The organism is Nonomuraea sp. NPDC001636 (assembly GCF_040298265.1).
GTDB lineage: Bacteria > Actinomycetota > Actinomycetes > Streptosporangiales > Streptosporangiaceae > Nonomuraea.
In genome coordinates this window covers 179,647-205,382 of sequence record NZ_JBEOZT010000023.1, presented here as the reverse complement: position 1 = coordinate 205,382, position 25,736 = coordinate 179,647, and the positions used below count along the sequence as shown (strand labels likewise).

General features: G+C 71.4%; 25 protein-coding genes and 1 riboswitch. Of the genes, 14 read left to right on the top strand and 11 right to left on the bottom strand.

The features are described 5' to 3' along the window. The first annotated feature begins 310 nt into the window (after nucleotides 1-310). Both ABT158_RS35510 and mgrA read left to right on the top strand, forming a co-directional pair. A complete protein-coding gene (locus tag ABT158_RS35510; RefSeq protein WP_352361099.1) occupies nucleotides 311-2,401 on the top strand; it encodes a S9 family peptidase in 2,091 nt (696 codons plus the stop codon). Next, the gene (mgrA, locus tag ABT158_RS35505) at nucleotides 2,398-3,396 is read left to right on the top strand and encodes an L-glyceraldehyde 3-phosphate reductase (RefSeq protein WP_352361097.1); all 999 of its coding nucleotides are present in this window, start codon (nucleotides 2,398-2,400) and stop codon (nucleotides 3,394-3,396) included. Before ABT158_RS35510 ends, mgrA begins: the two co-directional genes overlap by 4 nt. Before the next feature lie 41 nt (nucleotides 3,397-3,437). Here the strand turns inward: mgrA and ABT158_RS35500 are convergent, their stop codons facing one another. Then, complete coding sequence (locus ABT158_RS35500; protein WP_352361095.1) at nucleotides 3,438-5,813, bottom strand: lysylphosphatidylglycerol synthase transmembrane domain-containing protein; 2,376 nt, start codon at nucleotides 5,811-5,813, stop codon at nucleotides 3,438-3,440. A gap of 424 nt (nucleotides 5,814-6,237) precedes the next feature. Here ABT158_RS35500 and ABT158_RS35495 point away from each other — a divergent pair, with 424 nt between their 5' ends. Further along, nucleotides 6,238-8,250: a molybdopterin-containing oxidoreductase family protein gene (locus ABT158_RS35495; protein ID WP_352361093.1), complete on the top strand. Its 2,013-nt coding sequence runs from the start codon at nucleotides 6,238-6,240 to the stop codon at nucleotides 8,248-8,250. A gap of 11 nt (nucleotides 8,251-8,261) precedes the next feature. On the opposite strand, the gene ABT158_RS35490 is transcribed toward ABT158_RS35495, so the two are convergent. Then, the gene (locus ABT158_RS35490) at nucleotides 8,262-9,026 is read right to left on the bottom strand and encodes an alpha/beta hydrolase (protein ID WP_352361091.1); all 765 of its coding nucleotides are present in this window, start codon (nucleotides 9,024-9,026) and stop codon (nucleotides 8,262-8,264) included. A gap of 93 nt (nucleotides 9,027-9,119) precedes the next feature. On the opposite strand from ABT158_RS35490, the gene ABT158_RS35485 reads away from it, so the two are divergent. Then, nucleotides 9,120-9,671 carry a PadR family transcriptional regulator gene (locus ABT158_RS35485; protein ID WP_352361089.1) on the top strand — a complete coding sequence of 184 codons (552 nt, stop codon included), beginning with the start codon at nucleotides 9,120-9,122 and terminating at the stop codon, nucleotides 9,669-9,671. On the opposite strand, the gene ABT158_RS35480 is transcribed toward ABT158_RS35485, so the two are convergent. Further along, nucleotides 9,660-10,586: a GNAT family N-acetyltransferase gene (locus ABT158_RS35480; RefSeq protein ID WP_352361087.1), complete on the bottom strand. Its 927-nt coding sequence runs from the start codon at nucleotides 10,584-10,586 to the stop codon at nucleotides 9,660-9,662. The two genes, ABT158_RS35485 and ABT158_RS35480, sit on opposite strands and share 12 nt — an antisense overlap. Before the next feature lie 75 nt (nucleotides 10,587-10,661). Between ABT158_RS35480 and ABT158_RS35475 the strand changes: the two genes are divergently transcribed. After that, nucleotides 10,662-11,111: a hypothetical protein gene (locus ABT158_RS35475; protein ID WP_352361085.1), complete on the top strand. Its 450-nt coding sequence runs from the start codon at nucleotides 10,662-10,664 to the stop codon at nucleotides 11,109-11,111. Here ABT158_RS35475 and ABT158_RS35470 read toward each other — a convergent pair. The 4 genes from ABT158_RS35470 to ABT158_RS35455 form a co-directional block, all read right to left on the bottom strand. Further along, nucleotides 11,077-12,000, bottom strand: a complete 924-nt coding sequence (locus ABT158_RS35470) for a zinc-binding dehydrogenase (RefSeq protein ID WP_352361083.1) — start codon at nucleotides 11,998-12,000, stop codon at nucleotides 11,077-11,079. The genes ABT158_RS35475 and ABT158_RS35470 overlap by 35 nt on opposite strands. Before the next feature lie 24 nt (nucleotides 12,001-12,024). After that, a complete protein-coding gene (locus ABT158_RS35465) occupies nucleotides 12,025-12,408 on the bottom strand; it encodes a VOC family protein (protein ID WP_352361081.1) in 384 nt (127 codons plus the stop codon). A gap of 4 nt (nucleotides 12,409-12,412) precedes the next feature. Next, nucleotides 12,413-12,733 (bottom strand): DMT family transporter, encoded by a 321-nt coding sequence (locus ABT158_RS35460; RefSeq protein WP_352361079.1) that lies wholly within the window; start codon nucleotides 12,731-12,733, stop codon nucleotides 12,413-12,415. Between the two features lie 33 nt (nucleotides 12,734-12,766). Next, nucleotides 12,767-12,828, bottom strand: a riboswitch (guanidine-III (ykkC-III) riboswitch). 23 nt (nucleotides 12,829-12,851) lie between these two features. Then, nucleotides 12,852-13,649 carry a class I SAM-dependent methyltransferase gene (locus ABT158_RS35455; protein WP_352361077.1) on the bottom strand — a complete coding sequence of 266 codons (798 nt, stop codon included), beginning with the start codon at nucleotides 13,647-13,649 and terminating at the stop codon, nucleotides 12,852-12,854. Between the two features lie 103 nt (nucleotides 13,650-13,752). Between ABT158_RS35455 and ABT158_RS35450 the strand changes: the two genes are divergently transcribed. The 3 genes from ABT158_RS35450 to ABT158_RS35440 all read left to right on the top strand — a co-directional run bounded on the left by ABT158_RS35450 (nucleotide 13,753) and on the right by ABT158_RS35440 (nucleotide 16,853). Further along, nucleotides 13,753-15,558, top strand: coding sequence for an acyl-CoA dehydrogenase (locus ABT158_RS35450; RefSeq protein WP_352361075.1), 1,806 nt, complete (start codon nucleotides 13,753-13,755; stop codon nucleotides 15,556-15,558). A 60-nt stretch (nucleotides 15,559-15,618) separates the two neighbouring features. Continuing rightward, nucleotides 15,619-16,557: an MBL fold metallo-hydrolase gene (locus ABT158_RS35445; protein WP_352361072.1), complete on the top strand. Its 939-nt coding sequence runs from the start codon at nucleotides 15,619-15,621 to the stop codon at nucleotides 16,555-16,557. 71 nt (nucleotides 16,558-16,628) lie between these two features. Further along, a complete protein-coding gene (locus ABT158_RS35440; RefSeq protein ID WP_352361070.1) occupies nucleotides 16,629-16,853 on the top strand; it encodes a hypothetical protein in 225 nt (74 codons plus the stop codon). On the opposite strand, the gene ABT158_RS35435 is transcribed toward ABT158_RS35440, so the two are convergent. Next, nucleotides 16,850-17,143 carry a Dabb family protein gene (locus ABT158_RS35435; protein ID WP_352361068.1) on the bottom strand — a complete coding sequence of 98 codons (294 nt, stop codon included), beginning with the start codon at nucleotides 17,141-17,143 and terminating at the stop codon, nucleotides 16,850-16,852. The two genes, ABT158_RS35440 and ABT158_RS35435, sit on opposite strands and share 4 nt — an antisense overlap. A gap of 79 nt (nucleotides 17,144-17,222) precedes the next feature. On the opposite strand from ABT158_RS35435, the gene ABT158_RS35430 reads away from it, so the two are divergent. Genes ABT158_RS35430 through ABT158_RS35415 form a run of 4 tightly spaced genes read left to right on the top strand, consistent with a single transcriptional unit; the run spans nucleotide 17,223 to nucleotide 20,978 of the window. Beyond that, nucleotides 17,223-17,954, top strand: a complete 732-nt coding sequence (locus ABT158_RS35430) for an NUDIX hydrolase (protein ID WP_352320509.1) — start codon at nucleotides 17,223-17,225, stop codon at nucleotides 17,952-17,954. Further along, nucleotides 17,951-18,805, top strand: a complete 855-nt coding sequence (locus tag ABT158_RS35425) for a molecular chaperone DnaJ (RefSeq protein WP_352361066.1) — start codon at nucleotides 17,951-17,953, stop codon at nucleotides 18,803-18,805. The genes ABT158_RS35430 and ABT158_RS35425 overlap by 4 nt, the downstream gene beginning before the upstream one ends. Before the next feature lie 11 nt (nucleotides 18,806-18,816). Further along, nucleotides 18,817-19,797 carry a hypothetical protein gene (locus ABT158_RS35420; RefSeq protein WP_352361064.1) on the top strand — a complete coding sequence of 327 codons (981 nt, stop codon included), beginning with the start codon at nucleotides 18,817-18,819 and terminating at the stop codon, nucleotides 19,795-19,797. Then, entirely contained in the window at nucleotides 19,794-20,978 is a 1,185-nt protein-coding gene (locus ABT158_RS35415) for an adenylosuccinate synthetase (RefSeq protein ID WP_352361062.1), read from the top strand. Before ABT158_RS35420 ends, ABT158_RS35415 begins: the two co-directional genes overlap by 4 nt. A 94-nt stretch (nucleotides 20,979-21,072) precedes the next feature. Here ABT158_RS35415 and ABT158_RS35410 read toward each other — a convergent pair whose 3' ends face one another. The 3 genes from ABT158_RS35410 to pdhA are packed head-to-tail and all read right to left on the bottom strand — an operon-like array spanning nucleotide 21,073 to nucleotide 24,619. Continuing rightward, a complete protein-coding gene (locus ABT158_RS35410) occupies nucleotides 21,073-22,533 on the bottom strand; it encodes a dihydrolipoamide acetyltransferase family protein (protein ID WP_352361060.1) in 1,461 nt (486 codons plus the stop codon). Nucleotides 22,534-22,550: 17 nt separating this feature from the next. After that, the gene (locus tag ABT158_RS35405; RefSeq protein ID WP_352361058.1) at nucleotides 22,551-23,531 is read right to left on the bottom strand and encodes an alpha-ketoacid dehydrogenase subunit beta; all 981 of its coding nucleotides are present in this window, start codon (nucleotides 23,529-23,531) and stop codon (nucleotides 22,551-22,553) included. Beyond that, nucleotides 23,528-24,619 carry a pyruvate dehydrogenase (acetyl-transferring) E1 component subunit alpha gene (pdhA, locus tag ABT158_RS35400; protein ID WP_352361056.1) on the bottom strand — a complete coding sequence of 364 codons (1,092 nt, stop codon included), beginning with the start codon at nucleotides 24,617-24,619 and terminating at the stop codon, nucleotides 23,528-23,530. Before pdhA ends, ABT158_RS35405 begins: the two co-directional genes overlap by 4 nt. Nucleotides 24,620-24,847: 228 nt before the next feature. Here pdhA and purS point away from each other — a divergent pair, with 228 nt between their 5' ends. After that, nucleotides 24,848-25,093, top strand: a complete 246-nt coding sequence (gene purS, locus ABT158_RS35395; RefSeq protein WP_352320496.1) for a phosphoribosylformylglycinamidine synthase subunit PurS — start codon at nucleotides 24,848-24,850, stop codon at nucleotides 25,091-25,093. 221 nt (nucleotides 25,094-25,314) lie between these two features. Then, nucleotides 25,315-25,704, top strand: a complete 390-nt coding sequence (locus ABT158_RS35390) for an ATP-binding protein (RefSeq protein WP_352361053.1) — start codon at nucleotides 25,315-25,317, stop codon at nucleotides 25,702-25,704. The last annotated feature ends 32 nt before the right edge of the window (nucleotides 25,705-25,736 follow it).

The following is a 25,736-nucleotide window of genomic DNA, read 5'->3' as shown; positions in this document are numbered from 1 at the left end:
AGCCGTTCAAGTCTCTGTCAAATTGACCGGACTTGCTCGACCTGCTGGAATTAAGTCGCGCCCCGCTTCCGGGACAACCCCTCTAACTTACCAGCCTGTCGCTCGGTTAGCGAACCGATCTTCAAACCCGCGAGCCAGAAGGGATTGCCGACGTCACGCGTCGCAACGCACCAAAGTCACCGGAGTGAAGGGAGTGGGTTGCGCCGCACCTCGTCGGCTTCTAAAGATTAGCAGCGCTCCCGACCACTCGGGACGCGTTCCGCAGCTCTCCCGGCCACAGAACGATCACGGCCGAACATAGACTCCCCCCGTGAGCAGCAACACGCCGCCAGTGGCGAAGAAGGTACCGACTGAGCGCATCCATCACGGCGACACGTTCATCGACGAGTACGCCTGGCTAAGCAACAAGGACGACCCGGACACAACGGCATACCTGGAGGCGGAGAACGAGTTTCTCAAAGAGCACACCGCGCATCTCGCCGAGCTCCAGGAGCAGGTCTTCCAGGAGATCAAGGGGCGCACCCAGGAGACCGACCTGTCGGTGCCGAGCCGTAAGGGGGCGTGGTGGTACTTCACGCGTACCGAGGAGGGCAAGCAGTACGCGGTGTCCTGCCGGGTGCCGGCCGACAGTGACGCGCCGCCGCAGATCACTCCGGGCGAGCGCCTTGAGCGCGAGCAGGTCGTGCTCGACGGCAACGAGCTCGCCGGCGACAGCGCGTTCTTCTCCATCGGCACCAGCGCCGTCACGCCCGACGGGACGATGCTGGCCTACTCGACCGACTACAAGGGCGACGAGCGGTTCACGCTGAGGTTCAGGAACCTCGAGACGGGCGAGGTGCTGCCCGACGAGATCAAGGACATCTTCTACGGCGGCGCCTGGTCGGCCGACGGCTCGGCGTTCTTCTACACGCGGGTGGACGACGCCTGGCGTCCCTACCAGGTCTACCGGCACACCCTCGGGACGGAAGAGGACGTCCTGGTCTACGAGGAGACCGACGAGCGCTACTGGGTGGGCATCGGGCTGACCCGCAGCGAGCGGTACCTCGTGCTGGGCGCGGGCAGCAAGATCACCAGCGAGGTGCGCATCCTCGACGCCGCCGACCCCACCGGCGAGTTCCAGGTCGTCCGGCCCAGGAAGACCGGCGTGGAGTACGGCGTCGAGCACGCGGGCGACTTCTTCTACGTCCTGCACAACGAGAACGCCGAGAACTTCGAGCTGGCCACGGCCCCCATCGACGAGCCGGGCTCCTGGACCCCGCTGATCGGGCACCGCGAGGACACCAGGCTGCTGGAGATCGACGCCTTCTCCGACCACGCCGTCGTGCACTTCCGCCGTGACGGCCTGACCGGCCTGCGGGTGCTGCCCTACAGCGCCGCGGGCGCGAGCTGGCGGGAGCGCATCGAGGCCGCCGAGCGGAACGCGTACGAGATCGACTTCCCCGAGCCCCTGTACGACGTCGGCCCGGCGGGCAACCCCGAGTTCACGACGACGCGGCTGAGGCTGGCGTACACGAGCATGGTGACGCCGCCGAGCGTCTACGACTACGAGCTGGACTCGCACGAGCTGATCCTGCTCAAGCAGCGTCCGGTGCTGGGCGGCTACGACGCGGGCGACTACGAGCAGTTCCGTGAGTGGGCGACGGCCGAGGACGGCACGCGGGTGCCGATCTCGATCGTCAAGCGCAAGGACACCACGACGCCGGCCCCGACCCTGCTCTACGGCTACGGCAGCTACGAGACGTCGATCGACCCCGGGTTCTCGGTGCCCCGGCTGTCGCTGCTCGACCGCGGGTTCGTCTTCGCCGTCGCGCACGTCAGGGGCGGCGGCGAGATGGGCCGTCACTGGTACGAGGACGGCAAGCTGACCAGGAAGCGGAACACGTTCACCGACTTCGTGGCGGCGGCCCGGCATCTCAAGGCGGGCGGCTGGAGCGGGCGGATCGTCGCGCGCGGCGGCTCGGCGGGCGGGCTGCTGATGGGCGCGGTGACGAACCTGGCTCCCGAGGAGTTCGCGGGTGTGGTGGCCGAGGTGCCGTTCGTGGACGCGCTCAACACGATCCTCGACCCGTCGTTGCCGCTGACGGTGATCGAGTGGGACGAGTGGGGCGACCCGCTGCACAACCCGGACGTCTACGCGTACATGAAGAGCTATTCGCCGTACGAGAACGTGGACGGCAGGGTGTACCCGCCGATTCTGGCGATCACCAGCCTGAACGACACGCGGGTGCTCTACCACGAGCCGGCCAAGTGGATCGCGCGGCTGCGGGCGACCGCGTCCGGCGGGCCGTTCCTGCTCAAGACGGAGATGGGCGCGGGGCACGGCGGGCGCAGCGGCCGGTACGACGCCTGGCGCGAGGAGGCGTTCGCGCTGTCCTGGATCATCGAGAGGGGGACGGCGTGAGCTTCGTGGCCGATGAGCGGCGTTACGAGCGTCAGCCGTACAACCGCAGCGGGCGCAGCGGGCTGAGGTTGCCGGCGGTGTCGCTGGGGTTGTGGCACAACTTCGGCGACGACCGGCCGATCGAGAACTCGCGGGCGGTGCTGCGGCGCGCGTTCGACCTCGGGGTGACGCATTTCGACCTGGCCAACAACTACGGCGTGCCGTACGGGTCGGCGGAGCGGAACTTCGGGCGGATCCTGCGGGAGGACTTCGCGGCGTACCGGGACGAGCTGGTCATCTCGACCAAGGCCGGGTACGACATGTGGCCGGGGCCGTACGGGGAGTGGGGGTCGCGCAAGTACGTGCTGGCCAGCCTCGACCAGTCGCTCGCGCGCATGGGCCTGGAGTACGTGGACGTGTTCTACAGCCACCGTCCGGACCCGGAGACGCCGCTGGAGGAGACGATGGGGGCGCTGGACCGGGCGGTGCGCTCGGGCAAGGCGCTCTACGCCGGCGTCTCCAACTACTCGGCCGAGCAGACCGCGCAGGCCGCGCGGATCATGCGCGAGCTGGGCACGCCGCTGCTCATCCACCAGCCGTCGTACTCGATGATCAACCGGTGGATCGAGGACGACGGGCTGCTCGACGTGCTGGAGGAGGCGGGCATGGGCTGCATCGTGTACTCGCCGCTGGCGCAGGGGCTGCTCACCGACCGTTACCTGGAGGGCGTGCCGGAGGGCTCGCGGGCGGCGACGAGCCGGTTCCTGAGCGCCGAGCAGATCGACCGGGACCTGGCCCGCGACCTCAACGAGATCGCCAGGGGCCGGGGTCAGACGCTGGCCCAGATGGCGCTGTCCTGGACGCTGCGCGACCCGCGGGTGACGAGCGTGCTGATCGGGGCGAGCAGCGTCCGGCAGCTGGAGGACAACGTGGCGTGCGTGGACGGCCCGGTGTTCACCGAGAGCGAGCTGGCGGCGATCGACAAGGTCACCGAGCCGGTCACGTCGGCCCGCTGATCACCCGCGGCGCACGGGGTCCTGTACCGCCCGGGGGCGGTTCACAGGGCCTCGTGCCGCTGGAGGTAGGTGAAGGCGGCCCAGCCCGGCAGCACCGGCAGCCAGAACGTGAGCAGCCGGTGCAGCAGCACGGCCGAGGCCGCCAGGTCCCATTCCAGGCCGGCCGCGACCAGGCCGAGGGTGAGCGCGTACTCGACGGCGCCGAGGCCGCCCGGCGTGGGGGCGGCCGAGCCGATGGCGTTGGCCGTGAGGTAGACGACGGCGACGGCGGTGAAGCTCAGCTGACCGCCGAACGCCGCGACGCAGGCGTCGAGGCAGGCCACGAAGGCGATCGTGATCATGAGCGTGCCGAAGGCGGCCTCGATCATCTTGGCCGGCGACTGCAGCACGTCGAGCAGGCGGGGCAGCACGTTCGAGAACAGCCTGCGCATCCGCACGGTGACCATCCTGCGCAGCGGCGGCACGCCGAGCACCACCGCGACCAGCAGCGCGATGGCGAGCATCGCCACGACCAGGCCGCGCGAGGGGGTGAAGGAGGTGGCGGCGTCGGAGCCGGTGATGTAGGCGAACAGCAGCAGCAGGGCGATGTGGAAGACCAGCATGATGAGCTGCGAGGCGCCCACGCTGGCCACCGCGAGCGCCGGCGCGATGCCGCGCTTCTGCAGGTAGCGGGTGTTGATCGCGACGCCGCCGACCGCGGCGGGCGCGACCAGCTTGACGAACGACGACGCGAACTGCACCAGGACGGTACGCCACAGCGGCAGGCGTTCCGGGACGAACCCGCGCAGCATGAGTGCGGCGGCGACGAAGCTGGTGAACGAGGCGATCAGCGCCAGGCCGGACCACCCCCAGTTGGCCGTGGTCACCACCTTGTAGAGATCGACCTTGCTGAGCTGGGACAGCACGACGTAGGCGGCGACCGTGCTGGCGATGATCGTGATCAGGGTGCGCGGACGGAAGCGCTCCAGGCGTACCTCTTCGACCTTGCCCTGGGGCTTGAGGGCGACGATGTGGTCGCGCAGGCTCGTGAGCACGTTCTTGGCCTTGGACAGGGCCGAGCGGGTCTCCCTGGTCAGGGCGATGCGTTGGAGCAGCGGCATGGCGGCGGCGAGAGCGTCGGGGCCCATCACGGCGGCGGCGGCCCGGACCGAGCGCTCGGCGCCGACGCGCAGCGCCAGGTAGGTGAGGAGCTGGGCGATGTCGAGCCGGAGCAGCAGGTCGCCGGCGGCGATCTCGCCGCTGCGGGCGTCGGTCAGCACGACCCGGCCGGCGCGGTCGAGGTGGATGCTGTCGCCGATGAGCCGCCGGTGCGCGAGCCGCTGGATCTGCAGCAGCTCGACCTGCTCCCAGATCTGGGCGAGCAGGGCGTCGTCGATCTCGGCGTCGGGCACCTCGTCGAGGGGGCGGGTCTCGATGTGCTCGTAGGCGAGCAGGGCGGCCTCGGTGCCGATCTCGCTGGTGCCGAGCAGGCGCGGCGTGCTGGCGCCCGCCGCCTGGGCCGCGTACGCCATCAGGGCCTCGCGTTCCAGCTCGGCCCGGAGCGAGCGGATGGCCCGGCGCCTGGTCTCGGAGTTGAGCCTGATGCGCCGCCACAGCCGGTACGGCAGCCCGGCCACCTGGCGGTCGCGGTCGAGGACGGTGACGTCGAGGCCGGTGCCGTCCTTGAGGCCGATGGCGTAGCGGCGGCTGCCCTGGTGGTCGTCCTCGATGCGGCGGGCGGAGACGGGCGAGAAGGACAGCTTGCGCAGCGCGGCGACCACGGCGCTGCCGGGCGGGCGGGTGTTGGGGCTGCCGACGCCGTAGAGGGTGGCGTAGCCGATGGCCATGCCGACCAGGACGGTCACGATGGCGCTGGGCAGGGTGATCTGCCTGCCGGAGAAGTAGGTGAGGATGTAGAGGGCGATCGAGGTCCACATGAGCATGCGCCACGTGGGGCGGCGGGCGATGCGCACCGCGGTGGTGTAGGCGATCACCGAGGTGAGCAGGGTGTTCAGCGGCTCGATCGCGCGGTCGCCGGTGAGCAGGATGCGCAGGTCGGTCAGGCTGCTGGCCTCGATCCACTGGCCGAGCAGGAACGATCCGGCCATGCCGATGATGGCCGCGATCAGCCCTTCGGCGACGCGCAGGCCGTCGCGGTGGAAGACCCGCTCGACGGCGAACGCGGCGGGCACGATCAGCACGGCCGCACTGCCGATGAAGGCCGCGACCCGGCTGAGCAGCGGGACCATCTCGGCGCCGACCTTGACGTCCTGCTCCAGGCCGTTGAGTGTCTGCTTGGCGACGAGGGCGAGCAGGATCACCGCCGCGAGCACCGCCAGCGTCGCGAAGAAGCGCAGCAGGTCGGACGGCCGCCGCAGCCGCTGGGGAAGGAGCGGCTCGACTACGTAGACGCCGCCGTCGGCGCGTGGCTCGGCCACGGCTGGATCCCCCTCCGCGAGGTCCTCCGTGTCATCGTCTCGTTCCCTGATTTCGGCCACCGACAGTGATTCTGCACCTTCCCGGCCGGACCGTACGATCTCTGTTCTCCAGTGTCCTCGTTCGCCGCTCCGGCGCGCGCACCGGGTGAGGACCCGGCCGGCATTGACCTGCCGGCGTGTCGGGCAGGTTCACTCCCGCGATGCCGGTGCCGGCCCTCGTCGCCCCCGACGCCCGGCGCCCACGGGTGGAACCGCGCGGCCGGGCGGCCCGGTCACGACGCGTCGGCCGAGTACGCCGTGGCCAGGCTGCGCGAGGCAGGGTACACGGTGGAACTCCAACCGTTCACCTTTGACTTCTTTCACGAGGTCGGCTCGGCGGTGTCGCGGGAGGGCGGGCGCGGGCCTCTCGACGTAGGCTGTGCGCATGTCGGGTGATTTGAGGGTTTTGGGGGCATGTCCGCTTGACTGCCCGGACACCTGCTCCTGGGTCGTGACCGTACGGGACGGGCAGGCCGTCAAGATGCGCGGCAACCCCGACCACCCCTACACCCGCGGCGCGCTGTGCGTGAAGGTCAACCGGTACCTGGAGCACACGCAGGCGGACGACCGCATCCTGTACCCGATGCGGCGCACCGGGCCGAAGGGGTCGGGGCAGTTCGAGCGCATCACCTGGGACGAGGCGCTCGACGAGATCTCGACCCGGCTGCGCGCCATCGTGGACGAGCACGGCGGCGAGGCGATCTGGCCGTACCTGGGCACCGGGTCGCTGGGTTACCTCCAGGGGTGCGAGGGCGTGGCGGGCCGCCGGTTCTGGAACGTGCTGGGGGCGTCCAAGCACTGGCTGAACATCTGCTCGGCGGCCGGCAGCAGCGGGCTGATGAAGGCCAACGGCACCGCCGGCGGCATGGACCCGGAGAACTTCGCCCAGGCCAGGCTGATCCTGCTCTGGGGCACGAACACGCTGACCAGCGGCCACCACCTGTGGAAGTTCATCCAGGACGCCCACGCGGACGGCGCGTACGTGGTCGCCATCGACCCCATCCGCACCAGGACCGCCGACCAGGCCGACCAGCACCTGGCGATCAGGCCGGGCACGGACGCCGCGCTCGCGCTCGGGCTGCTCAACGTCGTGCTCGCGGAGAACGCCGAGGACGAGGAGTTCCTGGCCGAGCACACCGAGGGCTGGGCGGACTTCCGCGAGGAGATCCTGGAGTATCCGGTGGAGCGGGTGGCGGAGATCACCGGCATCCCGGCCGAGGACGTCCACAGCCTGGGGATGCGCCTGGCCCACACCCGGCCGACCGCGATCCGCGCCACCATGGGCATCCAGCGGCACGCCGGCGGCGGCGCCGCGATGCGCACGATCGCCGCGATCCCCGGCGTGACCGGCGACTGGCGGCATCCGGGCGGCGGCGTGGCGTACTCGACGAGCGGCCACGTGCACGTGACCGTCGACACCCGCGACGACCTGCTGGCCAAGCCGGTGCGCACGCTGGTCATGACCAAGCTCGGCTCCCAGCTCGACGACGTCAAATGTCTGTGGGTGCACGCCGCCAACCCGCTCGGCTCGACCCCCGACGCCAACACGATCAGGCGGCAGCTCGCCCGCGAGGACCTGTTCACGGTCGTCATGGAGCAGTTCCCGACCGACACCGTGGACTACGCCGACATCGTGCTGCCCGCGACCATGCAGACCGAGCACATGGACCTGCACGCCGGCTACGGCCACATGTACCTGCTGTGGAACGAGCCCGCCGTGCCGCCGCCCGGCGAGTGCCTGTCCACCACCGAGACCTTCCGCCGGCTGGCCGCGCACATGGGGCTGACCGAGCCGTCCCTGTACGACTCCGACCTGGAGCTGGCCGAGTCGTTGCTGTCGGGCGGGCACCCGTCGCTCGAAGGCGTCACGCTGGACCGGCTGCGCAAGGAGGGGTGGGTACGGATGAACTACCCCAAGCCGTTCGCGCCGTTCGCCGAGGGCTTCCCGACGCCTTCCGGTCGGCTGCGCTTCCCGCCCACGGGGAAGGCGTACGTGCCCTCGCACACGGCGGTCGCCGACCGGTCGGCGTACCCGCTGACGCTGGTCACGCCGGCCTCGCACACGTTCCTGAACACGATCTTCGCCAACAATCCGGAGCTGCGGCGGCGGGCCAAGGGGCCGGCCGTGCTGGTGAACCCGGCCGACGCGGCGGCCCGGGGGCTGGTGGCCGGGCAGCGCGTACGGGTGCACAACGACGGCGGCGAGTTCCTGGCCGACGTGGAGATCAGCGACCGGGTCGCGCCCGGCGTGGTGGCCTCGCCCAAGGGCCGGTGGCCGAAGCTGACCCCGGGCGGCGCGAACGCGAACGCGGTCGTGGCCGAGCGGGACGGCGACATGGGCCGGGGCCCGGCCTTCCACGACAACCTGGTCGAGATCAGCCCTTGTGCCGGTCCATGACCTGGTGAAGGTCAGCCCTTGTGCCGGTCCATGAACGCCACGACCGTGTCGAGCACCTTGGCGGCGTGCGGGCTGCCGAACAGGGCCGAGGCGTGCAGCGACTCGCCGGGGATGACCAGCACCTGATTGTCTGGGGACTTGATCGCGGCGGCCTCGGCCGCGCGCATCGATTCGGCGCCGCCGTAGGAGTCGTGCTCGGAGCCGATCTGCAGCAGCGGCACGGTGAGCGCGGCGGCGTCGCCCTCGTCGATCTCGCCTGACAGGGCGACGACGCCGGCCACCTTGGCGCCCAGCCGCTCGGCCGCCGGGACCGAGGCCGTGGCGCCGATCGAGCCGCCGACCAGGAACAGCCGCTCGACGCCCTTCTCCTTGGCCAGGCGCTTGCCCATGGCGACCGCGCCGTCCTCGGGGAGCAGGCCGGCGTCCCTGGCGTACAGCAGGACGCGGTAGCCGGCGGCGACCAGGCGGTCCGACAGCGGGCGCCAGGAGCACACGGTGCCGCGGCGCTCGTAGCTGATCACCACGCCCACCGGGCCGTCGCCGGTGATCACGCCGGGCAGGCCGCGGACGTGGGTGAAGATCTTGCCGTCCTGCTCGGTGAAGCAGCCCGAGACGTTGGGGCCGGTGGGCGGCGCGCTCGCGGGCGCGCTCGTGGCTGGGGTCGTCACGCCGACGGGGGCGGGGGCGGGGGACTCGGCGGCCGTCGTGCGGACGGCGGTGGTGCCGGTGCCGACCGCGCCCCCGCAGCCGGTCAGCCCCATGGTGAGGAGTGCCATCCATCCGACGATCTTTCGCATGGCCGCCGCGCCCTTCTCCTGACTATGTCTGAACTGACATAGTGTCGCAAGCACCATATCCTTGGGCCCACCATGACCTCAACGCTCGGATACGCGATCCTGGCCGTGCTGGCGCGCGGCGATCGCACCGGTTACGACCTCGCGGCGGCCATGCGGCGGCCGGTCGGCTACTTCTGGACGGCCGGCCACAGCCAGATCCACGCCGAGCTGCAGAAGCTGCGGGCCGCCGGGCTGGTCGGGTTCGAGAGCGCGCACGGGCCCGGACCGCAGGCCAAGAAGGTCTACCACCTGACCGCCGAGGGCCTGGCGGCGCTGCGGGCATGGGTCACCGAGCCGCCGCGCGAGCGGCCGGAGCGCGACGAGCTGGTGCTGAAGACGTACGCGGCGTGGCTGGCCGAGCCGGAGCTGCTGCGGCGGCTGTTCGCCGACCAGCTCGCCGCGCACGAGGAGCGGCTGGCCGACTACGAGCGGCAGGAGGCGTCGTTCGGCGGGCGGCCGGCCTTCGGCGACCCCGGGTTCGGCGGCTACGCGACGCTGCGCTGCGGGCTGAGCTACGAGCGGCACCGGGCCGAGTGGTGCCGCTGGATGCTGACCCAGCTCGCCGACGCCGGATCAGCCGAGTGAGAGCTTGTAGCCCTCGTGGGAGGCGGTGAAGCCGAGCGCGTCGTAGAAGCGGTGGGCGTCGGTGCGCGACTTGTCGGAGGTGAGCTGCACGACGGCGCACCCCCTGGCCCGCGCCCGGTCGACGGCCCACTGGATCATCTTGCCGCCGAGCCCCTGGCCGCGCGTCGAGGCGGCCACCCTGACGCCCTCGATCTGGCACCGCTCGGAGCCCAGCCGCGACAGCCCGGCCAGGTACGTGAGCTGCATCGTGCCGACCACCTCGCCCTCCCGCTCGGCCACGATCAGCTCGTCGTGCGGGTTGGCCTCGATGCGGTCGAAGGCCATCAGGTAGCGGGTGTCGTCGGGGGCTCCCTCGCGGGCGGCGCCGAGCGGGTCGTCGGCCAGCAGCCGGACGATGGCCGGGACGTCCTCCCTGCGCGCCTGGCGGAACAGCAGGGACAGCACGTAATGGGACTCCATCAGGGACGGGTTGGAGGGCAGGGCCATGACCTTGCCGCTGCGCACGAAGCCCTTGGCCGCGTAGAGCGCGCGGGCGGCGTGGTTGCCGTCGACGGCCCAGAGCTGCACCTGCTCGGCCCCGGCCGAACGGGCCCACTCGACGGACCGGTCGACCAGCCGGGAGGCGAGCCCGCGTCCCCTGGCCTCGGGGGCGACCCACATGGACAGCAGGTGGGCGCCGGACTCCTCCAGGAGCATGCACACCAGGCCGACATCGCCCAGGCCGTCGTCCTCGGCCACCCACCACCGCGAGTGCGGGTTCTTCAGCCGCTCGGCCCAGTCGTCGGCGGAGAACGCGACTTCCCGCGCGTAGGAGGAGCCGAACGCGTCCGGTGACTCCTGCAGCGCCCGCAGCCGGACGTCCCTCAGTCGATCCCCTTCGTCCGGCCCCAGCTGCACAATGGCGATTTCCGTCATATGGGAATCATGTCAGGGACAGGTCAGGGTCCGTCCCCGATGCCTCATGGGGGCCCGCGGCGGCACCATGAGGACATGAACGAAATCAGTAGACGCGATGAGGTCTCACTGTCCGCGGCGGCCCTGCGGGGCGCCCCTTGGAAGACCGCCGCCGTCGGCGGCGTCGTGGTGTCGGCCGCCAGCTTCGGGATGGGCCTGGTCACCGGCGGCGGTGACCTGGTCTGGGCCCTGGGCCTCGGCATCAGCCTGTTCGCGCTGATCGCCGCGATCGGCGCGGTCGCCAAGCCGCACGAGGGCGACCGCGTCACCCGCCAGGCCCGGCTCTGGTCGCTGCGGCACCCGTGGAAGTTCGCGCTCCTGCCCGCCGCGATCACGGCGGTGCTCGACTACCCGGTGCAGCTCGTGCTCGACGACGAGGGCGTGTTCGGCTCGGCCGTGCAGGCGATGTGGCACGGCGCGCTGGTCTACCTGATCGCCGCGATCCTGACCCTCACGATGAAGGGACGAGCACGATCTTCCCAGTGACCCGCCGCTCCAGCAGGTCGTCCATGGCCCGGCCCGCCTCCGCCAGCGGCCTGACCTCCGGCGCCGCCGGGACGATGCCCGGCATCGCCAGCAGACCTTCGAGCATGGCCCGGTTCTCCGCGGCGTGGCCCATGGACCACGCGCCCCAGTCGACGCCCACCACGGCCCGGTTACGCAGCAGCACCTGGTTGGCCGGCAGCCTCGCGATTCCGCCCGAGGCGAATCCGACGACCAGGAGCCGCCCGCCCTCGCGCAACCCGCGAAGGGCCTGCTCGGACAGCTCGCCGCCGACCGGGTCGACGGCCACGTCCACGGCCCACGCCCTGGCCGCTTCCTTCAGCCCGTCGTAGCCGATCACGTCGTCGGCTCCCGCCCGCCGGGCGCGCTCCCTCTTCTCGCCGGTGGACGCCGCCGCCAGCACGACGGCGCCGAGCGCCTTGGCGACCTGGACCACGGCCAGCCCCACACCGCCGCCCGCCCCGAGCACGAGCACCCGCTCGCCGGGCAGCAGCCGGCCGCGCTCGCCGAGCGCGTACATGGCGGTGCAGTAACTCTGCGGGAACGCCGCCGCCGCGAACACGTCGAAACCCTCGGGCAGCGGTACGGCCTGCGCCCTGTGCACCAGCACCCGGGTGGCGAAGCCGCCCAGCCCGGTGATCGCCACGACTCTGCCGCCGTCGGGCAACCGCCCGGCCACCTCGTAGCCGGGGGTGAAGGGCAGCGGTGGCCTGATCTGGTAGCCGCCGCGCACCATCAGCCCGTCCACGAAGTTGACGCCGGCCGCCTCGACCTCGACGACCACCTGGTCAGGACCGGGGACGGGATCGGGCAGCTCGGCCAGCCGGACCGGCTTGCCGTATTCGGTGCAGACGACGGCCCTCACGCTCATGGGGCCAGCTTCACCGACAGAACATCATTCCGGCAAGGCCTTCTCCGCCTCGCTCCGGCACACGCAGAACTCGTTGCCCTCGGGGTCGAGCATGGTCACCCAGCCCGTGCCGTCGGGCCTGCGCTGGTCCTGGAAGACGGTCGCGCCGAGGCCGAGCAGCCGCTCGACCTCCTCGTCACGCGTACGGCCCTCGGTGCCGTTGACGTCGAAATGCACCCGGTTCTTGCCGGTCTTGCCCTCGGGCACGCGGATGAACAGCAGGAACGGGTCCTGCGGCGTGCGCAGCATCACCTCGTCGGCGCCCGGCTTGTCACCCTCGGCCAGCGGCCACCCGGTCGCCTGGCTCCACCAGTTCGCGATCTCGTAGGGGTCGGCGGCGTCGATGGTGATGGCATGGATCTCAATCATCGCACTAGTGTCCACCAGCCAGATTGAGCCCCACGACACCGGCCAGGATGAGCGCGATCGAGGCCAGGCGCAGCGGCGAGACGTTGTCGCCCATGGCGACCATGCCGAGGATCGCGGTGCCGACGGCCCCGATGCCGGTCCACACGGCGTACGCGGTGCCGACCTCCAGGGACTTGAGCGCGTAGGCGAGCAGGCCGAAGCTGAGGGCGGCCGTGGCCAGGAAGGACAGGGTCCACCACAGGTTGCTGAGGCCGTTGCTGAGCTTGAGCGACAGTGCCATGGCCACCTCGAACAGGCCGGCCAGCACGATGAGGATCCACGCCATGATCAGTACTCCTGAGGACGAGACGTACAGGTACGTGCGTCGTCTTGGCGTGTCCGGGTACGGCGCGTCTCGTCCGGGAGCGGTCAGCTCAATCCGTACAACGGCTCAGCGAAACGGATCATTCCCACCAGACGGTGACCCACCGGTCACGCGGCACCGGCCACATGCCCAGCTCGACGGCGGTCTCGGCCACCTCCTCCACTCTGGACGGGTCGAGGCACACCCGGCGGCAGGCGCTCTCGGCCAGCTCCTCGACGGTCGTGAAACGTTCCAGGGGCGCCTCCCGCTCCTCCACGCGCACGGGGAAGCCCAGCGCCGCGGCCAGGGCCACGCAGTCTTCCGCGATGGGCCGGACCGGGCGGTCGACGCCGTGGAAGTGCTGCCAGAGCGGCGTCATCCAGCTCATGGGATGGCGGTGGGGCAGTTCGAGCACCACCCGGCCGCGGGTGCGGCGGTCGAGCGCCTGGAGGAACTCCGCCAGGTCGGGCACGTTGTAGACCACGTGCGCGGCGACGGACACGTCGGCCACCGGCACCTGGTCGGCCACGTCCGGCCAGCGCCCCTCGACGGTGGTGGCGGGCACGCCGAGGTCCATCGCCCGGACCTTCAGGCCCTCCAGCATGGGCGCGGACGTGTCGACCGCGTAGAGGTGGCCGATGCGCTCGCGCAGCGGCAGCGACGCGGCGCCGGGGCCCGAGCCGACGTCGAGCAGCGTGCCCTTGTCGGGCAGCGCCTCGGCGAGCCGGGTCATGGTCGGGCCGTCGTCGGGCTCGGCCAGCGCCCGGTCGGTCCGCGTGGCGAACCGGGCCGGCGAGTGGCTCCACGGATCGGCCGGAGCCTTGGCCAGGATCTCCTCGGGGATGGCCCAGGATTCCAGTCGCTCCCGCCATCTTGTGGCGAGTTCTTCGGCGTCCATGGAGTCGAGCATGCCACGCATGGGCGGGGTTACCCGCGGGTAGCATTGCAGGTAAGGTTACTGGCCAGTACATGAAGACCTCGGTTCAAGGAGATCTGCACCCATGGGCCACTACAAGAGCAACGTGCGTGACCTGGAATTCAACCTCTTCGAGGTGTTCGGTCGACGCGAGATCCTCGGCACCGGGCCCTTCGGCGAAGTGGACGAGGACGTCGCGCGGAGCATCCTGGACGAGGTCAACAGGCTGGCGACCGGCGTGCTCGCCGACTCCTTCGAGGAGGGCGACCGCACCCCGCCGGTGTTCGACCCCGCGACGAGCACGGTGACCGTCCCGGACGGCGTCAAGAAGTCGTACAAGGCGCTGGTGGACGGCGGCTGGGCGCACCTCGACCTGCCCGCCGAGCTGGGCGGCCCCGGCATCCCGCGCAGCCTCGCCTGGGCGACGGCCGAGATGGTGCTCGGCGCCAACCCGGCCCTGTACATGTACGCCGCCGGCCCCAACTTCGCCTACACCCTGTGGAAGCTGGGCACGCCGGAGCAGAAGCGCTTCGCCGAGCTGGCCATCGAGAAGAACTGGGGCGCCACCATGGTGCTCACCGAGCCGGACGCGGGCTCGGACGTCGGCGCCGGCCGGGCCAGGGCGGTCCAGCAGCCCGACGGCACCTGGCACATCGAGGGCGTCAAGCGCTTCATCACCAGCGCCGAGCACGACATGGCCGACAACATCTTCCACCTGGTCCTGGCCCGTCCCGAGGGCCACGGTCCGGGCACCAAGGGCCTGTCGATGTTCCTGGTGCCCAAGTTCCACGTGGACCTGGAGACCGGCGAGCTGGGCGAGCGCAACGGCGCCTACGTCACCAACGTCGAGAAGAAGATGGGCCTGAAGGTCTCCACGACCTGCGAGCTCACCTTCGGCGACAAGCACCCGGCGATCGGCTGGCTGGTCGGCGACGTGCACGAGGGCATCAAGCAGATGTTCATGGTGATCGAGCACGCCCGCATGATGGTCGGCACCAAGGCCATCGCCACGCTCTCCACCGGCTACCTGAACGCCCTCGACTACGCCAAGTCCCGCTACCAGGGCGCGGACCTGACCAAGATGGCCGACAAGTCCGCCCCCCGGGTGACCATCACCCACCACCCGGACGTGCGCCGCGAGCTGATGCTGCAGAAGGCGTACGCCGAGGGCATGCGCGCACTGGTCCTCTACACGGCCACCTTCCAGGACGCCCTCCTGATCGACCCGGCGGACCGGCACGCGGAGGCCATGAACGACCTGCTGCTGCCCCTGGTCAAGGGCGTCGGCTCGGAGCGCTCGTACGAGCTGCTGGCCCGCTCGCTGCAGACCCTGGGCGGCTCGGGCTACCTGCAGGACTACCCGATCGAGCAGTACATCCGCGACGCCAAGATCGACTCCCTGTACGAGGGCACCACCGCGATCCAGGGCCTCGACCTGTTCTTCCGGAAGATCCTGCGCAACCAGGGCGCCGCGGTGGGCGCGCTGCTCGCCGAGATCAGCGAGTTCGCCGCCTCCGAGGCGGGCAACGGCCGGCTCAAGGAGGAGCGCAAGCTGCTCGCCGAGGCCGCCGCCGACGTCAAGGTCATGGGCGACACCATGGCCGGCTGGGCGCTCGGCTCGCTGGAGAAGCCGGCGGAGGTCTACAAGGTCGGCCTGAACAGCACCCGGTTCCTGCTCTCGCTGGGCGACCTGGTGATCGGCTGGCTGCTGCTGCGCCAGGCCGAGGTGGCCCTGGCCCGGCTGGCGGAGTCGGAGGACCCGTTCTACCAGGGCAAGGTGGCCGCGGCGTCGTTCTTCGCCACGACCGTGCTGCCCAGGCTGGCGGCCGAGCGGCGCGTCCTCGCCGCCACCGGCCAGGACCTCATGGAGCTTCCCGAAGAGGCCTTCTGAGTCCCCGCCTGCGACGCCCGCCTCCCGTCCGGGGGCGGGCGTCGCTGTTAGGTTCCGGGCATGAGCTCTTCACCTCATGACCACCCCCTGCCCCCGCCGCGCGTCGAAGAGGTCTCCGAGGGCGTCTACGCCTACGTCCAGCCCGACGGGAGCTGGTGGATCAACAACACCGGCTTCCTGGCCGGGCGGCGCGGCGTGATCTGCGTGGACGCCTGCTCGACCGAGCGCCGCACCCGCGACCTGCGGGCGGCCGTCGGCAAGGTCAGCGGCAGGCCGATCACCACGCTGGTCAACACCCACCACCACGGCGACCACACCTTCGGCAACTGGCTGTTCCCCGAGGCCACGATCGTCGGGCACGAGGGCGTACGCGCCCAGATCCTGGCCGACGGGGTCCCGGCGTACCGGGGGGCCTGGTCGCCGGAGGTGGTGTGGGGGGCGATGGAGGTCGCGCCGCCGTTCCTGACGTACACCGAGGGGGTCACCCTCCACTCCGACGACCTGCGCTGCGAGGTGCGGCACGTCGGGCCGGCCGCGCACACGACCAACGACTCGATCGTCTGGATCCCGGAGCGGCGGGTGCTGTTCTCCGGCGACCTGGTCTTCAACGGCGGCACGCCGTTCGTCCTGATGGGCTCGGTGGCCGGGACGATCGCCGCCCTGGACACGCTCAGGGCGCTGGGCGCGGAGACGATCGTCCCCGGGCACGGCGAGGTGTGCGGGCCGGAGGTCTACGACCGGGTCGAGGGCTACCTGCGGTTCGTCCAGGAGACCGCCCGGCGGGGCCACGCGGCGGGCCGGACGCCCCTGGAGGCGGCGCGGGAGACCGACCTCGGCGAGTGGGGCGCGCTGCTCGACCCCGAACGGATCGTGGGCAATCTCCACCGGGCCTACGCCGAGCTGGACGGCCGCCCGCCGAGCGCGCCGATCGACGTCGGCGCGGCCGTCCAGGACATGATCGCCTACAACGGCGGGCGGCCACTGTCCTGTCTCGCCTGACGCGGCGGGGGTGTGGTCACCGATACCCGGGTATGACCGTGGGCACATCTCGCCTTTGCCTGGAGGTCGTCATGGGTGTCGGGGTCAGCATCTTCTTCCTCACGCTCGGCGCCATCCTGCGGTTCGCCATCGAACCCGACGTGTTCGGCCAGAGCGTGCACATGGACGTCGTCGGCGTCATCTTCATGATCGTCGGAGGTGTCGGCGTCGTGCTCAGCATCGTGCTCGCGCCCCGGCGCGGGCGCACCTCCGAGGACCGGCTGATGCACCGCGAGAACCACCCGCCCGAGTTCTAGAGGCTGAGCTGCACGGCGGCGCGCGTCGCCAGGATCGGCTTGATGTACTGCGCGATCACGGCCTGGTGCCGGGGATGGTCGCGGTAGATCACGAAGTCGTCCACGCTGTCGAGGTCGGCGACCACGGCGAACTCGTGGTTGCCCGGGGTGATGCCGGCGTCGGGCCCCACCGTGTACGCCCGTAGCTGCGGGATCTCGCCCGGCAGCTTGCGCAGCTCGGTCGCGACCGCGGCCTTCTGCTCGTCGGTGGCGTCGTCGGCCCAGGTGAACAGCACAATGTGACGGATCATGCGCCAACCCTATCGACACCCGCCCGTCGGCGGAGTTATTCTCAGATCGAGATTGACTCGAACCGAGAAGGACTTGGGGATGGAAGAGTTCCTGGCCGGCTACAACCCCCGGCTCTACGCGCCGGTCGCGGTCACCGTCGACGTGGTGGCGCTGACCATCCGCGACCGGCGGCTGCACGTCCTGATCGTCGAGCGCGGCGTGGAGCCGTACGCGGGCCGCTGGGCCCTGCCCGGCGGCTTCATCAAGCCGGACGAGGACCTGGCCGAGGCGGCGGTGCGCGAGCTGGCCGAGGAGACCGGCGTGGCCACCCGCCCGGCGCACATCGAGCAACTGGCCAGCTACGGCGGCCCCGGCCGCGACCCCCGCATGCGGGTGGTGTCGATCTCCTACCTCGCCTTCGCCCCCGACCTGCCCGACCCCCGGCCCGGCACGGACGCCGCCGCGGCCGTCTGGCACCCGGTCGACGACGTGCCGCCGCTCGCCTTCGACCACGCCCGCATCCTGGCCGACGGCGTCGAGCGGGCCCGGTCGAAGCTGGAGTACACGCCGCTGGCCACGGCCTTCGCCGGCCCCGAGTTCACCGTCTCCGAGCTGCGGCTGATCTACGAGACCGTGTGGGGCACGCCGCTGCACGCGGGCAACTTCCACCGCAAGGTCCTGTCCGTCCCCGGGTTCGTCGAGAGCACCGGCCAGACGACCGAGACCGGCGGCCCCAGGGGCGGGCCGCGGGCCAAGCTCTACCGCGCGGGCGACGCCCGGCTGCTCCACCCCGCGCTGCTGCGGCCCGCGCGCGAGGAGGAGGTGCGGTGAACACCGAGCAGGCGGCGGCGATCGTCATGGGGGCGCGATCGGCCCAGGAGCTCTTCGCCGGCGGGTCCGCGGCCCGCGTCTACCGGCGGCTGGCCAGGGCGCTGCATCCCGACCTCGCGCCGGGCGGGGAGGAGGCGTTCAAGCGGCTGGTCGCGCTCTGGGAGACCTACCACCGCGGTCAGCGGGTCGGCGACTTCCTGGTCGGGCCGCCGCTGCACAAGGGCGGCACCGCCGTGCTCTACCCGGCCGGGCGCGGCGCCGAGCGCGACTCGCTGCTCAAGGTGGCCCGCGATCCGGCCGCCGACCGGCTGCTGGTCCGCGAGGCCGCCGCGCTGCGGAAGATCGCGGCCGACGGCGACCCGCGCTTCCTGCCGTACGTCCCCCGCCTCGTCGCGAGCTTCCGCTACCGCGCCGGCGAGGTGGTCCGGCAGGCGAACGTGGTCAGCCGGGCGCCCGCCGGGTTCGTCACCCTCGACCGCGCCGGCACCGGCCTCGACCCGCGCGACGTGGCCTGGATCTGGCGGCGGCTGCTCGTGGCCGCCGGGCTCGCCCACCGGGCCGGCGTCGCGCACGGCGCCGTGCTCCCCCGCCACGTCCTCGTCCATCCGCTCGACCACGGGCTCGTGCTGGTCGACTGGTGCCACGGCGACCGGCTCGACGAACGCGCCGACATCGCCGCCCTGACCCGGTGCGTCGACCACCTGATGGGCGAGTGCCCGCGCCGGATGCGCGCCTTCGTCCGCGGCTGCCTGCTGCGCCCGCCGTCCGACGCGTGGGAGCTGCTGCGCGAGCTCGACGACCTGCTCGACGACCTCTACGGGCCCCGTACGTACCGTCCGCTCCACCTTTGAGGGAGGCTGCCATGGGCAGCGGAATCTGGTCCACGAACGTCTACGACTCCGCCGCGCGCTACCGCGCGGCCACCGGCTCCAGCGCCTTCGCCTACAGCGACGGCGGAGCCCGGCGCGTCCACCCCGACCTCGACCCCTTCGGCGTGACGCGGGAGAGCCGCGACTCGGCCGAGCACCCCGACTCGCTGGCCATCGCCGTGCTCTTCGACGTGACCGGCTCGATGCGCGCGGTCCCCCGCACGCTGCAGACCCGCCTGCCCGACCTGCTCGGGCTGCTGCTGCGCAAGGGGTACGCCACCGACCCGCAGATCATGTTCGGCGCGATCGGCGACGCCACCTGCGACCGGGCGCCGCTGCAGGTCGGCCAGTTCGAGTCCGACAACCGCATGGACGACCAGCTCGGCCTGATCCTGCTGGAGGGCGGCGGCGGCGGGCAGAAGCGCGAGTCCTACGAGCTGGCCATGTACTTCATGGCCAGGCACACCTCGATCGACTGCCACGAGAAGCGCGGCAAGCGCGGCTACCTGTTCGTCATCGGCGACGAGATGCCCTACCAGCGGGTGTCCAGGAACCACGTCAAGGACCTGGTCGGCGACCGGCTGACCGCACCCCTCGCGGTGGACGACGTCGTGGCCGAGCTGACCCGCAAGTACGACGTCTACTTCATCCTCCCGCAGGGGGCCAGCTACGCCGGCGACCCCGAGGTGCTGGACTCCTGGCGCCGCCTGCTCGGCCAGAACGTGCTGGAGCTGGACGACCTCGACGCCGTGTGCGAGACGATCGCGCTCACCGTCGGGCTCGGCGAGGACGCGATCGGCCTGGACGAGGGCCTTGAGGACCTGGCCGAGCTGGGCTCGACGGCCGGCGCGTCGGTGTCGCGGGCCCTGGCCAGGCTCGACCGCGGCACCGTGGTCACCGGCGATCCGCTCGACGGGCTCGACAGCGGACTCGACACCGGACTCGGCGGCGGGCTGGGCGGGCTCCGGCCGTGAACGAGCACCTCGTCGTCGTCGACCTCGGGTACGGCGACGCCGGCAAGGGCACGGTCGTGGACTGGGCGTGCGCCACGCTGCCCGTCCACGCCGTGGTCCGGTTCAACGGGGGCGCACAGGCGGGGCACAACGTCGTCCTGGACGACGGGCGGCACCACACGTTCGCCCAGTTCGGCGCCGGGACGTTCCGCGGGGTTCGCACGCATCTCTCGCGATTCGTGGTGGTCGATCCGCTGGCATTGTCGGCCGAGGCGGAGCACCTGGCCCGGCTCGGCGTGCCCGACCCCTTCGGGCTGCTCACGGTGGACCGGGACTGCCTGCTGGCGACGCCGTACCACGTCGAGGCCGGGCGCAGGCGGGAGCTGGCGCGCGGGGAGGCGCGGCACGGGTCCTGCGGGATGGGCGTCGGGGAGACGATGGCGTACCACTTGGAGCACGGCGCGCTGGCGCCCCGGGCGGGCGACCCGCCGCGCGAGCTGACCCGGAAACTGACCGTGCTGCGGGAGGCGCTGCGGGAGGCGCTGGGGGTCGAGGGGCCGCCGGTGGCCGACTGCGTGGCCGTCTACCGGGCGTTCGCCGAACGGGTGCGGCTGGTGGACTCCTCGTACACCGCCGGGCTGGTCAGGCGGGGGCCGGTGGTGTTCGAGGGCGCGCAGGGCGTGCTGCTGGACGAGCGGCAGGGGTTCGACCCGTACACGACGTGGAGCACGACGACCTTCGCCAACGCGCTGGAGCTGCTGGACGGGGCCGGGGCGGCGCGGCTCGGCGTGCTGCGGACCTACACCACCCGGCACGGCCCCGGCCCGCTGGTGACCGAGGACCCCGGCCTGGAGCTGCCCGAGCCGCACAACGTGACCGGGCCGTGGCAGGGGGCCTTCCGCCGCGGGCACTTCGACGCGGTCGCCCACCGGTACGCGGCCGAGGCGGCCGGCGGCGTGGACGGCCTCGCGCTCACCCACCTCGACGCGGACGTCACCCGCATGTGCGTGCGCTACGACCGGCCCGTCACGTTCGCCGAGCCGGACCGTACGGCCCGGCTGCTGCGGGCGACGCCGATCTACGAGGAGGGTGTATCAGACTGGCCCGCAGCGGTCTCTCATGTCGTGGGCGCGCCCGTGTGGCTGGAGTCGTACGGCCCCCGCGCGCGGGACAAGAAGGCGCCCTGGCCGAGCCTGCGGTGACCGCCGGGGAGAGGGGTCCTCCCGGCGGTCGCCGCCCGGCACAAGCCCGGTTCCAGCCCGGATTCAGCCCGATTCAGCCCGATTCAGCCCGGTTTCAGCTCCAGGCGAGCATCCGGAGCGGGTCCTCCAGCATCGCGCCGACGTCGCGCAGGAACATCGAGCCCAGCTCGCCGTCGACGATCCGGTGGTCGAAGCTGAGCGCGAGGGTGGTCACCTTGCGCACCGCCAGCTCGCCGTCCACCACCCACGGCATGTCCCTGACCTGGCCGAAGGCCAGGATGGCCGACTCGCCCGGGTTGAGGATGGGGGTGCCGGCGTCGACGCCGAACACGCCCACGTTGGTGATGGTGATCGTGCCGCCCGCCATCTCGGCCGGCTGGGTGCGGCCCGCCCTGGCCGTCTCCGCCAGCGCGCCCAGCTGCCTGGCCAGCTCGGGGAGCGGGAGGGCGTGGGCGTCCTTGATGTTGGGCACGACGAGGCCGCGCGGGGTGGCGGCGGCGATGCCCAGGTTCACGTAGTGCTTGACCACGATCTCCTGGGCCGCCTCGTCCCAGGACGAGTTGATCATCGGGTAGCGCCTGACCCCGGTGAGCAGGGCCCGGCAGACCAGCAGCAGCGGGGAGACCTTGACCTCGGCGAAGTCGGGCAGGGCCCGCAGCCGCCGGACCGCCTCCATGGTCTCCGTCACGTCCACCTGGAGGAACTCGGTGACGTGCGGGGCCGTGAAGGCGCTGGCCACCATCGCCTGGGCGGTCATCTTGCGCACGCCCTTGACGGGGACGCGCTCCTCCCGCCGCTGGGGCTCGGCCTGCCGGACGGGCTCGGGCGCCGCCTGGAGACCGCCCTGCGCGGCGGCGTGCACGTCGTCGCGGGTGATGGAGCCCTGAGGGCCGGTGCCGGTGAGCGTGGCAAGGTCGACGCCCAGGTCCTTGGCCAGCTTGCGGACCGGCGGCTTGGCCAGCACGGCCACGCGGCCGGGACCGACGGCCGCGACGACGGGCGGAGGCCCGGCCGCCTCGGCCGGGCGGGCCGTCGGGGCCGGGCCGGGCACCTCCACGCGAGCCGGGTTGGCCACCGGCGCGGCCGGGATCGGCTCCGCCTGCTGCTTGCGGGGACGGCGCTTGGAGGCGCCGGTCTTGACCCCGTAGCCCACCAGGACCGCCTGCCGCTCCTCCTTGGGCGCGGGGCTGCCGTGGGCGCCGGGCTCGACCGCGCCCTCCTCCGGCGGGTTGGGGACCATGTCGTCGGCCAGCGCCTTGCGGCCCTGGTCTGCGCGGCCCTGGTCAGCTGGGCCATGGTCGGCGCCGCCCGCCTCGCCGCCGGTGTCCACGGCGACGATCGGCGTGCCGACGTCGACCGTGCGGCCCTCCTCGACCAACACGCCCGCGACCACGCCGTCCCAGGGGATCGGCAGCTCGACGATGGACTTGGCGGTCTCGATCTCCACCACGATCTGGTTGACCTTGACCTCGTCGCCCGGCCGCACGTGCCAGCGGACGATCTCGGCCTCGGTCAGCCCCTCCCCGACGTCGGGAAGCTTGAACTCGCGTCGCATGGAAACGCGTCCCCCTTTCAGAACCCGAAGGCGCGGTCGACGGCGTGCAGCACCCGGTCCAGGTCGGGCAGGTAGTGCTCTTCGAGCTTCGACGGCGGGTAGGGGGTGGAGAAGCCGCCGACCCGCAGGACGGGCGACTCCAGGTGGTAGAAGCACTGCTCGGTGATCCGGGCCGCCAGCTCGGCGCCGAAGCCGCTGTAGACGGGCGCCTCGTGGACCACGACCACCCGGCCGGTGCGGCGGACGGACTCCATGACCAGCGGCTCGTCCAGCGGGTTGAGCGAGCGCAGGTCGATCACCTCCAGCGAGCGGCCGTCGTCCTCGGCGGCCGCGGCGGCCTCCAGGCAAGTCTTGACCATCGGGCCGTAGGCCAGCAGCGTGACGTCGGAGCCGGGCCGTACGACCGCGGCCTTGTCGAACGGCGTCCACCAGTCGGTGGCGGCCGTGTCGATGTCGGCCTTCTCCCAGTAGCGGCGCTTGGGCTCGAAGAAGATGACCGGGTCGTCGCTCCGGATGGCCTGCTGGATCATGGTGTAGGCGTCGGCCGGGTTGGAGCAGGCCACCACGCGCAGGCCGGCCGTGTGCGCGAAGTACGCCTCGGGCGACTCGCTGTGGTGCTCGACCGCGCCGATGCCGCCGCCGCACGGGATGCGCACGACGACGGGCAGCTTGATCGCGCCGAGCGAGCGCATCGGCATCTTGGCGAGCTGCGTGATGATCTGGTCGGCCGCCGGGAACACGAACCCGTCGAACTGGATCTCGCACACCGGCCGGTAGCCCCGCAGCGCCAGGCCGATCGCGGTGCCGATGATGCCGGACTCGGCGAGCGGCGTGTCGATGACCCGGTCTTCGCCGAAGTCCTTCTGCAGGCCGTCGGTGACGCGGAAGACGCCGCCGAGCTTGCCGACGTCCTCGCCCATGATGAGGACCTTGGGGTCGTCCTCCATGGCGCGGCGCATGCCCTCGTTAAGCGCCTTGGACAGGCTCAACACCGTCATTTCTCGAAGCCCTCCAAGTAGGCGGCGAACTGAGCGCGCTCCCCGTCGATGAGCGCGTGGGGCTCGCGATAGACGTGGTCGAAGATATCGAGCGGCTCGGGGTCGGGCATCGCCAGGCACCGTCTGCGCAGGTCGGCGCCGAGCTGGTCGGCCTCGGCGGTCACGGCGTCGAAGAAGCCCTGGTCGGCCAGCTCGTTGCGGAACAGGTACGACTTGACCCGCTCGATCGGGTCCTTCAGCTTCCACGCCTCCAGCTCGCTGGCGACCCGGTAGCGGGTCGGGTCGTCGGTCGTGGTGTGGGCGCCCATCCGGTACGTGAACGCCTCGATCAGCGTCGGCCCCTGGCCCGTACGGGCGGCTTCGAGCGCCTTCCTGGTCACCGCGAGGCAGGCGAACACGTCGTTGCCGTCGACCCTGATGCCGGGGAAGCCGAAGCCTGAGGCCCGGCGGTAGAGGGGGATGCGGCTCTGCTTCTCCAGCGGCTCGGAGATGGCCCACTGGTTGTTCTGGCAGAAGAAGACGACGGGCGCGTTGAACACGCTGGCCCAGATGAACGACTCGTTCACGTCGCCCTGGCTGGTGGCGCCGTCACCGAAGTAGACGATCGTGGCGGCGGAGGCGTCGTCGCGCTGGATGCCCATGGCGTAGCCGACCGCGTGCAGGGTCTGGCTGCCGATCACGATCGTGTACAGGTGGAAGTTGTGCTCCTCGGGGTCCCAGCCCCCGTGGTTGACGCCCCTGAACAGGCCGAGCAGCTTCACCGGGTCGACGTCGCGACACCAGGCGACGCCGTGCTCGCGGTAGGTGGGGAAGGCCATGTCGGAGTCGGTGAGCGCGCGGCCCGAGCCGATCTGGGCGGCCTCCTGGCCGAGCAGCGAGGCCCAGATGCCCAGCTCGCCCTGACGTTGCAGCGCCACGGCCTCCAGGTCGATGCGCCGGACGAGCACCAGGTCGCGGTAGAGCGACCTGACCTCTTCGGGCGTCAGGTCTATGTCGTAGTCGGGATGCTCGACCCTCACTCCCTCGGGGGTGAGCAACTGCACGAGCTCAGGGGGTGCTTCGGCACCACGAGAGGCGTCGACTGTCACGTGCCGCTCCTGTGCGATCGGGGCCGGTGTCGATGGGGTCGCCACCTGAGGCCAGCCGTGTGTGCGTGCGAACCATGTGGTGGTGGTTCATACGCGTTTGGGGACATCGTGGCAGACGTCACAGCCCTCCGCGCAAGCCCCATGTCCTCCCCGTTCCCGTTGTGTTGACGGCCATGCGCGCCGGTAGGCTTGCTTTCCCAAGCACCCACTCCACCCAGGAGGAACGTAGTGGCGCGCGTCATCGTCGACGTCATGCTCAAGCCCGAGATCCTCGACCCGCAGGGCCAGGCCATCGCCAGGGCGCTGCCCAGGCTCGGTTTCTCCGGCGTCTCGGCCGTCCGTCAGGGCAAGCGGTTCGAGGTCGAGCTGGAGGGCCCGGCCGACGAGGCGGCCCTCGACGAGGTACGGAAGATGGCCGAGACACTCCTGGCCAACACCGTGATCGAGGACTACAGCGTCCGGGTTGAGGGGTAGAAGGCACATTTGATGCCTGGTTTTACCCCTGGTGAGTTAAAGTCGCGTTCGGGCATGCCACAATGCCACGGGCGTGCCAACACTAAATAACAACAACGTGATTTTGCGGTTAGCCCCGATTTCACAGGGAAACCTACTCCAGGTGACATTCCGGAGCCCGGAGGAGTCCGGTGGATATTGAGTTCTCGTTGGCGCTGCCTCGGGATGCGATCGGCATACCGATGGTCAGGCGAGTGCTTGGTGACGCGATGCGCTCACTCAACGTGAGTGAGACCTGCATCGCCGACATGCTGCTCGCCGTCTCCGAGGCGTGCTCCAACGCGGTGCGACACGGCGGCCCCGCCAACCGTTACGAGGTCTCGGCGTCGATCGGCTACGGCCGCTGCGACGTGCGCGTCGCCGACAACGGCGACGGCCTCCCGTCGATGCCGCTGCACTTCCCTCCGCCCGACACCGAGAACGGCCGCGGCCTGCTCATCATGCGGTCCGTGGTGGACGAGATCTCCTTCGGCACCACGCCCGGCCGTGGCACCACGGTCCACCTGCGCAAGACGCTCGCCTGGGACGACGAGGCCGAGGGCGCCCGTCACCGCGAGCTGGCCGCCGTCTAGACCGCTGTCCGGCCGCTGTCCGATCGCGGCCT

Coding starts and splice junctions, on each gene's coding strand:
- ABT158_RS35405 (WP_352361058.1), bottom strand. CDS start 23,531: ATGACGGTGTTGAGCCTGTCCAAGGCGCTTAACGAGGGCATGCGCCGC.
- ABT158_RS35460 (WP_352361079.1), bottom strand. CDS start 12,733: ATGGCGTGGATCCTCATCGTGCTGGCCGGCCTGTTCGAGGTGGCCATG.
- ABT158_RS35485 (WP_352361089.1), top strand. CDS start 9,120: ATGACCTCAACGCTCGGATACGCGATCCTGGCCGTGCTGGCGCGCGGC.
- ABT158_RS35390 (WP_352361053.1), top strand. CDS start 25,315: ATGGTCAGGCGAGTGCTTGGTGACGCGATGCGCTCACTCAACGTGAGT.
- ABT158_RS35420 (WP_352361064.1), top strand. CDS start 18,817: ATGGGCAGCGGAATCTGGTCCACGAACGTCTACGACTCCGCCGCGCGC.
- ABT158_RS35455 (WP_352361077.1), bottom strand. CDS start 13,649: ATGGACGCCGAAGAACTCGCCACAAGATGGCGGGAGCGACTGGAATCC.
- ABT158_RS35495 (WP_352361093.1), top strand. CDS start 6,238: ATGTCGGGTGATTTGAGGGTTTTGGGGGCATGTCCGCTTGACTGCCCG.
- ABT158_RS35410 (WP_352361060.1), bottom strand. CDS start 22,533: ATGCGACGCGAGTTCAAGCTTCCCGACGTCGGGGAGGGGCTGACCGAG.
- ABT158_RS35490 (WP_352361091.1), bottom strand. CDS start 9,026: ATGGCACTCCTCACCATGGGGCTGACCGGCTGCGGGGGCGCGGTCGGC.
- ABT158_RS35465 (WP_352361081.1), bottom strand. CDS start 12,408: ATGATTGAGATCCATGCCATCACCATCGACGCCGCCGACCCCTACGAG.
- ABT158_RS35480 (WP_352361087.1), bottom strand. CDS start 10,586: ATGACGGAAATCGCCATTGTGCAGCTGGGGCCGGACGAAGGGGATCGA.
- ABT158_RS35430 (WP_352320509.1), top strand. CDS start 17,223: ATGGAAGAGTTCCTGGCCGGCTACAACCCCCGGCTCTACGCGCCGGTC.
- ABT158_RS35475 (WP_352361085.1), top strand. CDS start 10,662: ATGAACGAAATCAGTAGACGCGATGAGGTCTCACTGTCCGCGGCGGCC.
- ABT158_RS35435 (WP_352361068.1), bottom strand. CDS start 17,143: ATGATCCGTCACATTGTGCTGTTCACCTGGGCCGACGACGCCACCGAC.
- ABT158_RS35470 (WP_352361083.1), bottom strand. CDS start 12,000: ATGAGCGTGAGGGCCGTCGTCTGCACCGAATACGGCAAGCCGGTCCGG.
- ABT158_RS35445 (WP_352361072.1), top strand. CDS start 15,619: ATGAGCTCTTCACCTCATGACCACCCCCTGCCCCCGCCGCGCGTCGAA.
- ABT158_RS35440 (WP_352361070.1), top strand. CDS start 16,629: ATGGGTGTCGGGGTCAGCATCTTCTTCCTCACGCTCGGCGCCATCCTG.
- ABT158_RS35450 (WP_352361075.1), top strand. CDS start 13,753: ATGGGCCACTACAAGAGCAACGTGCGTGACCTGGAATTCAACCTCTTC.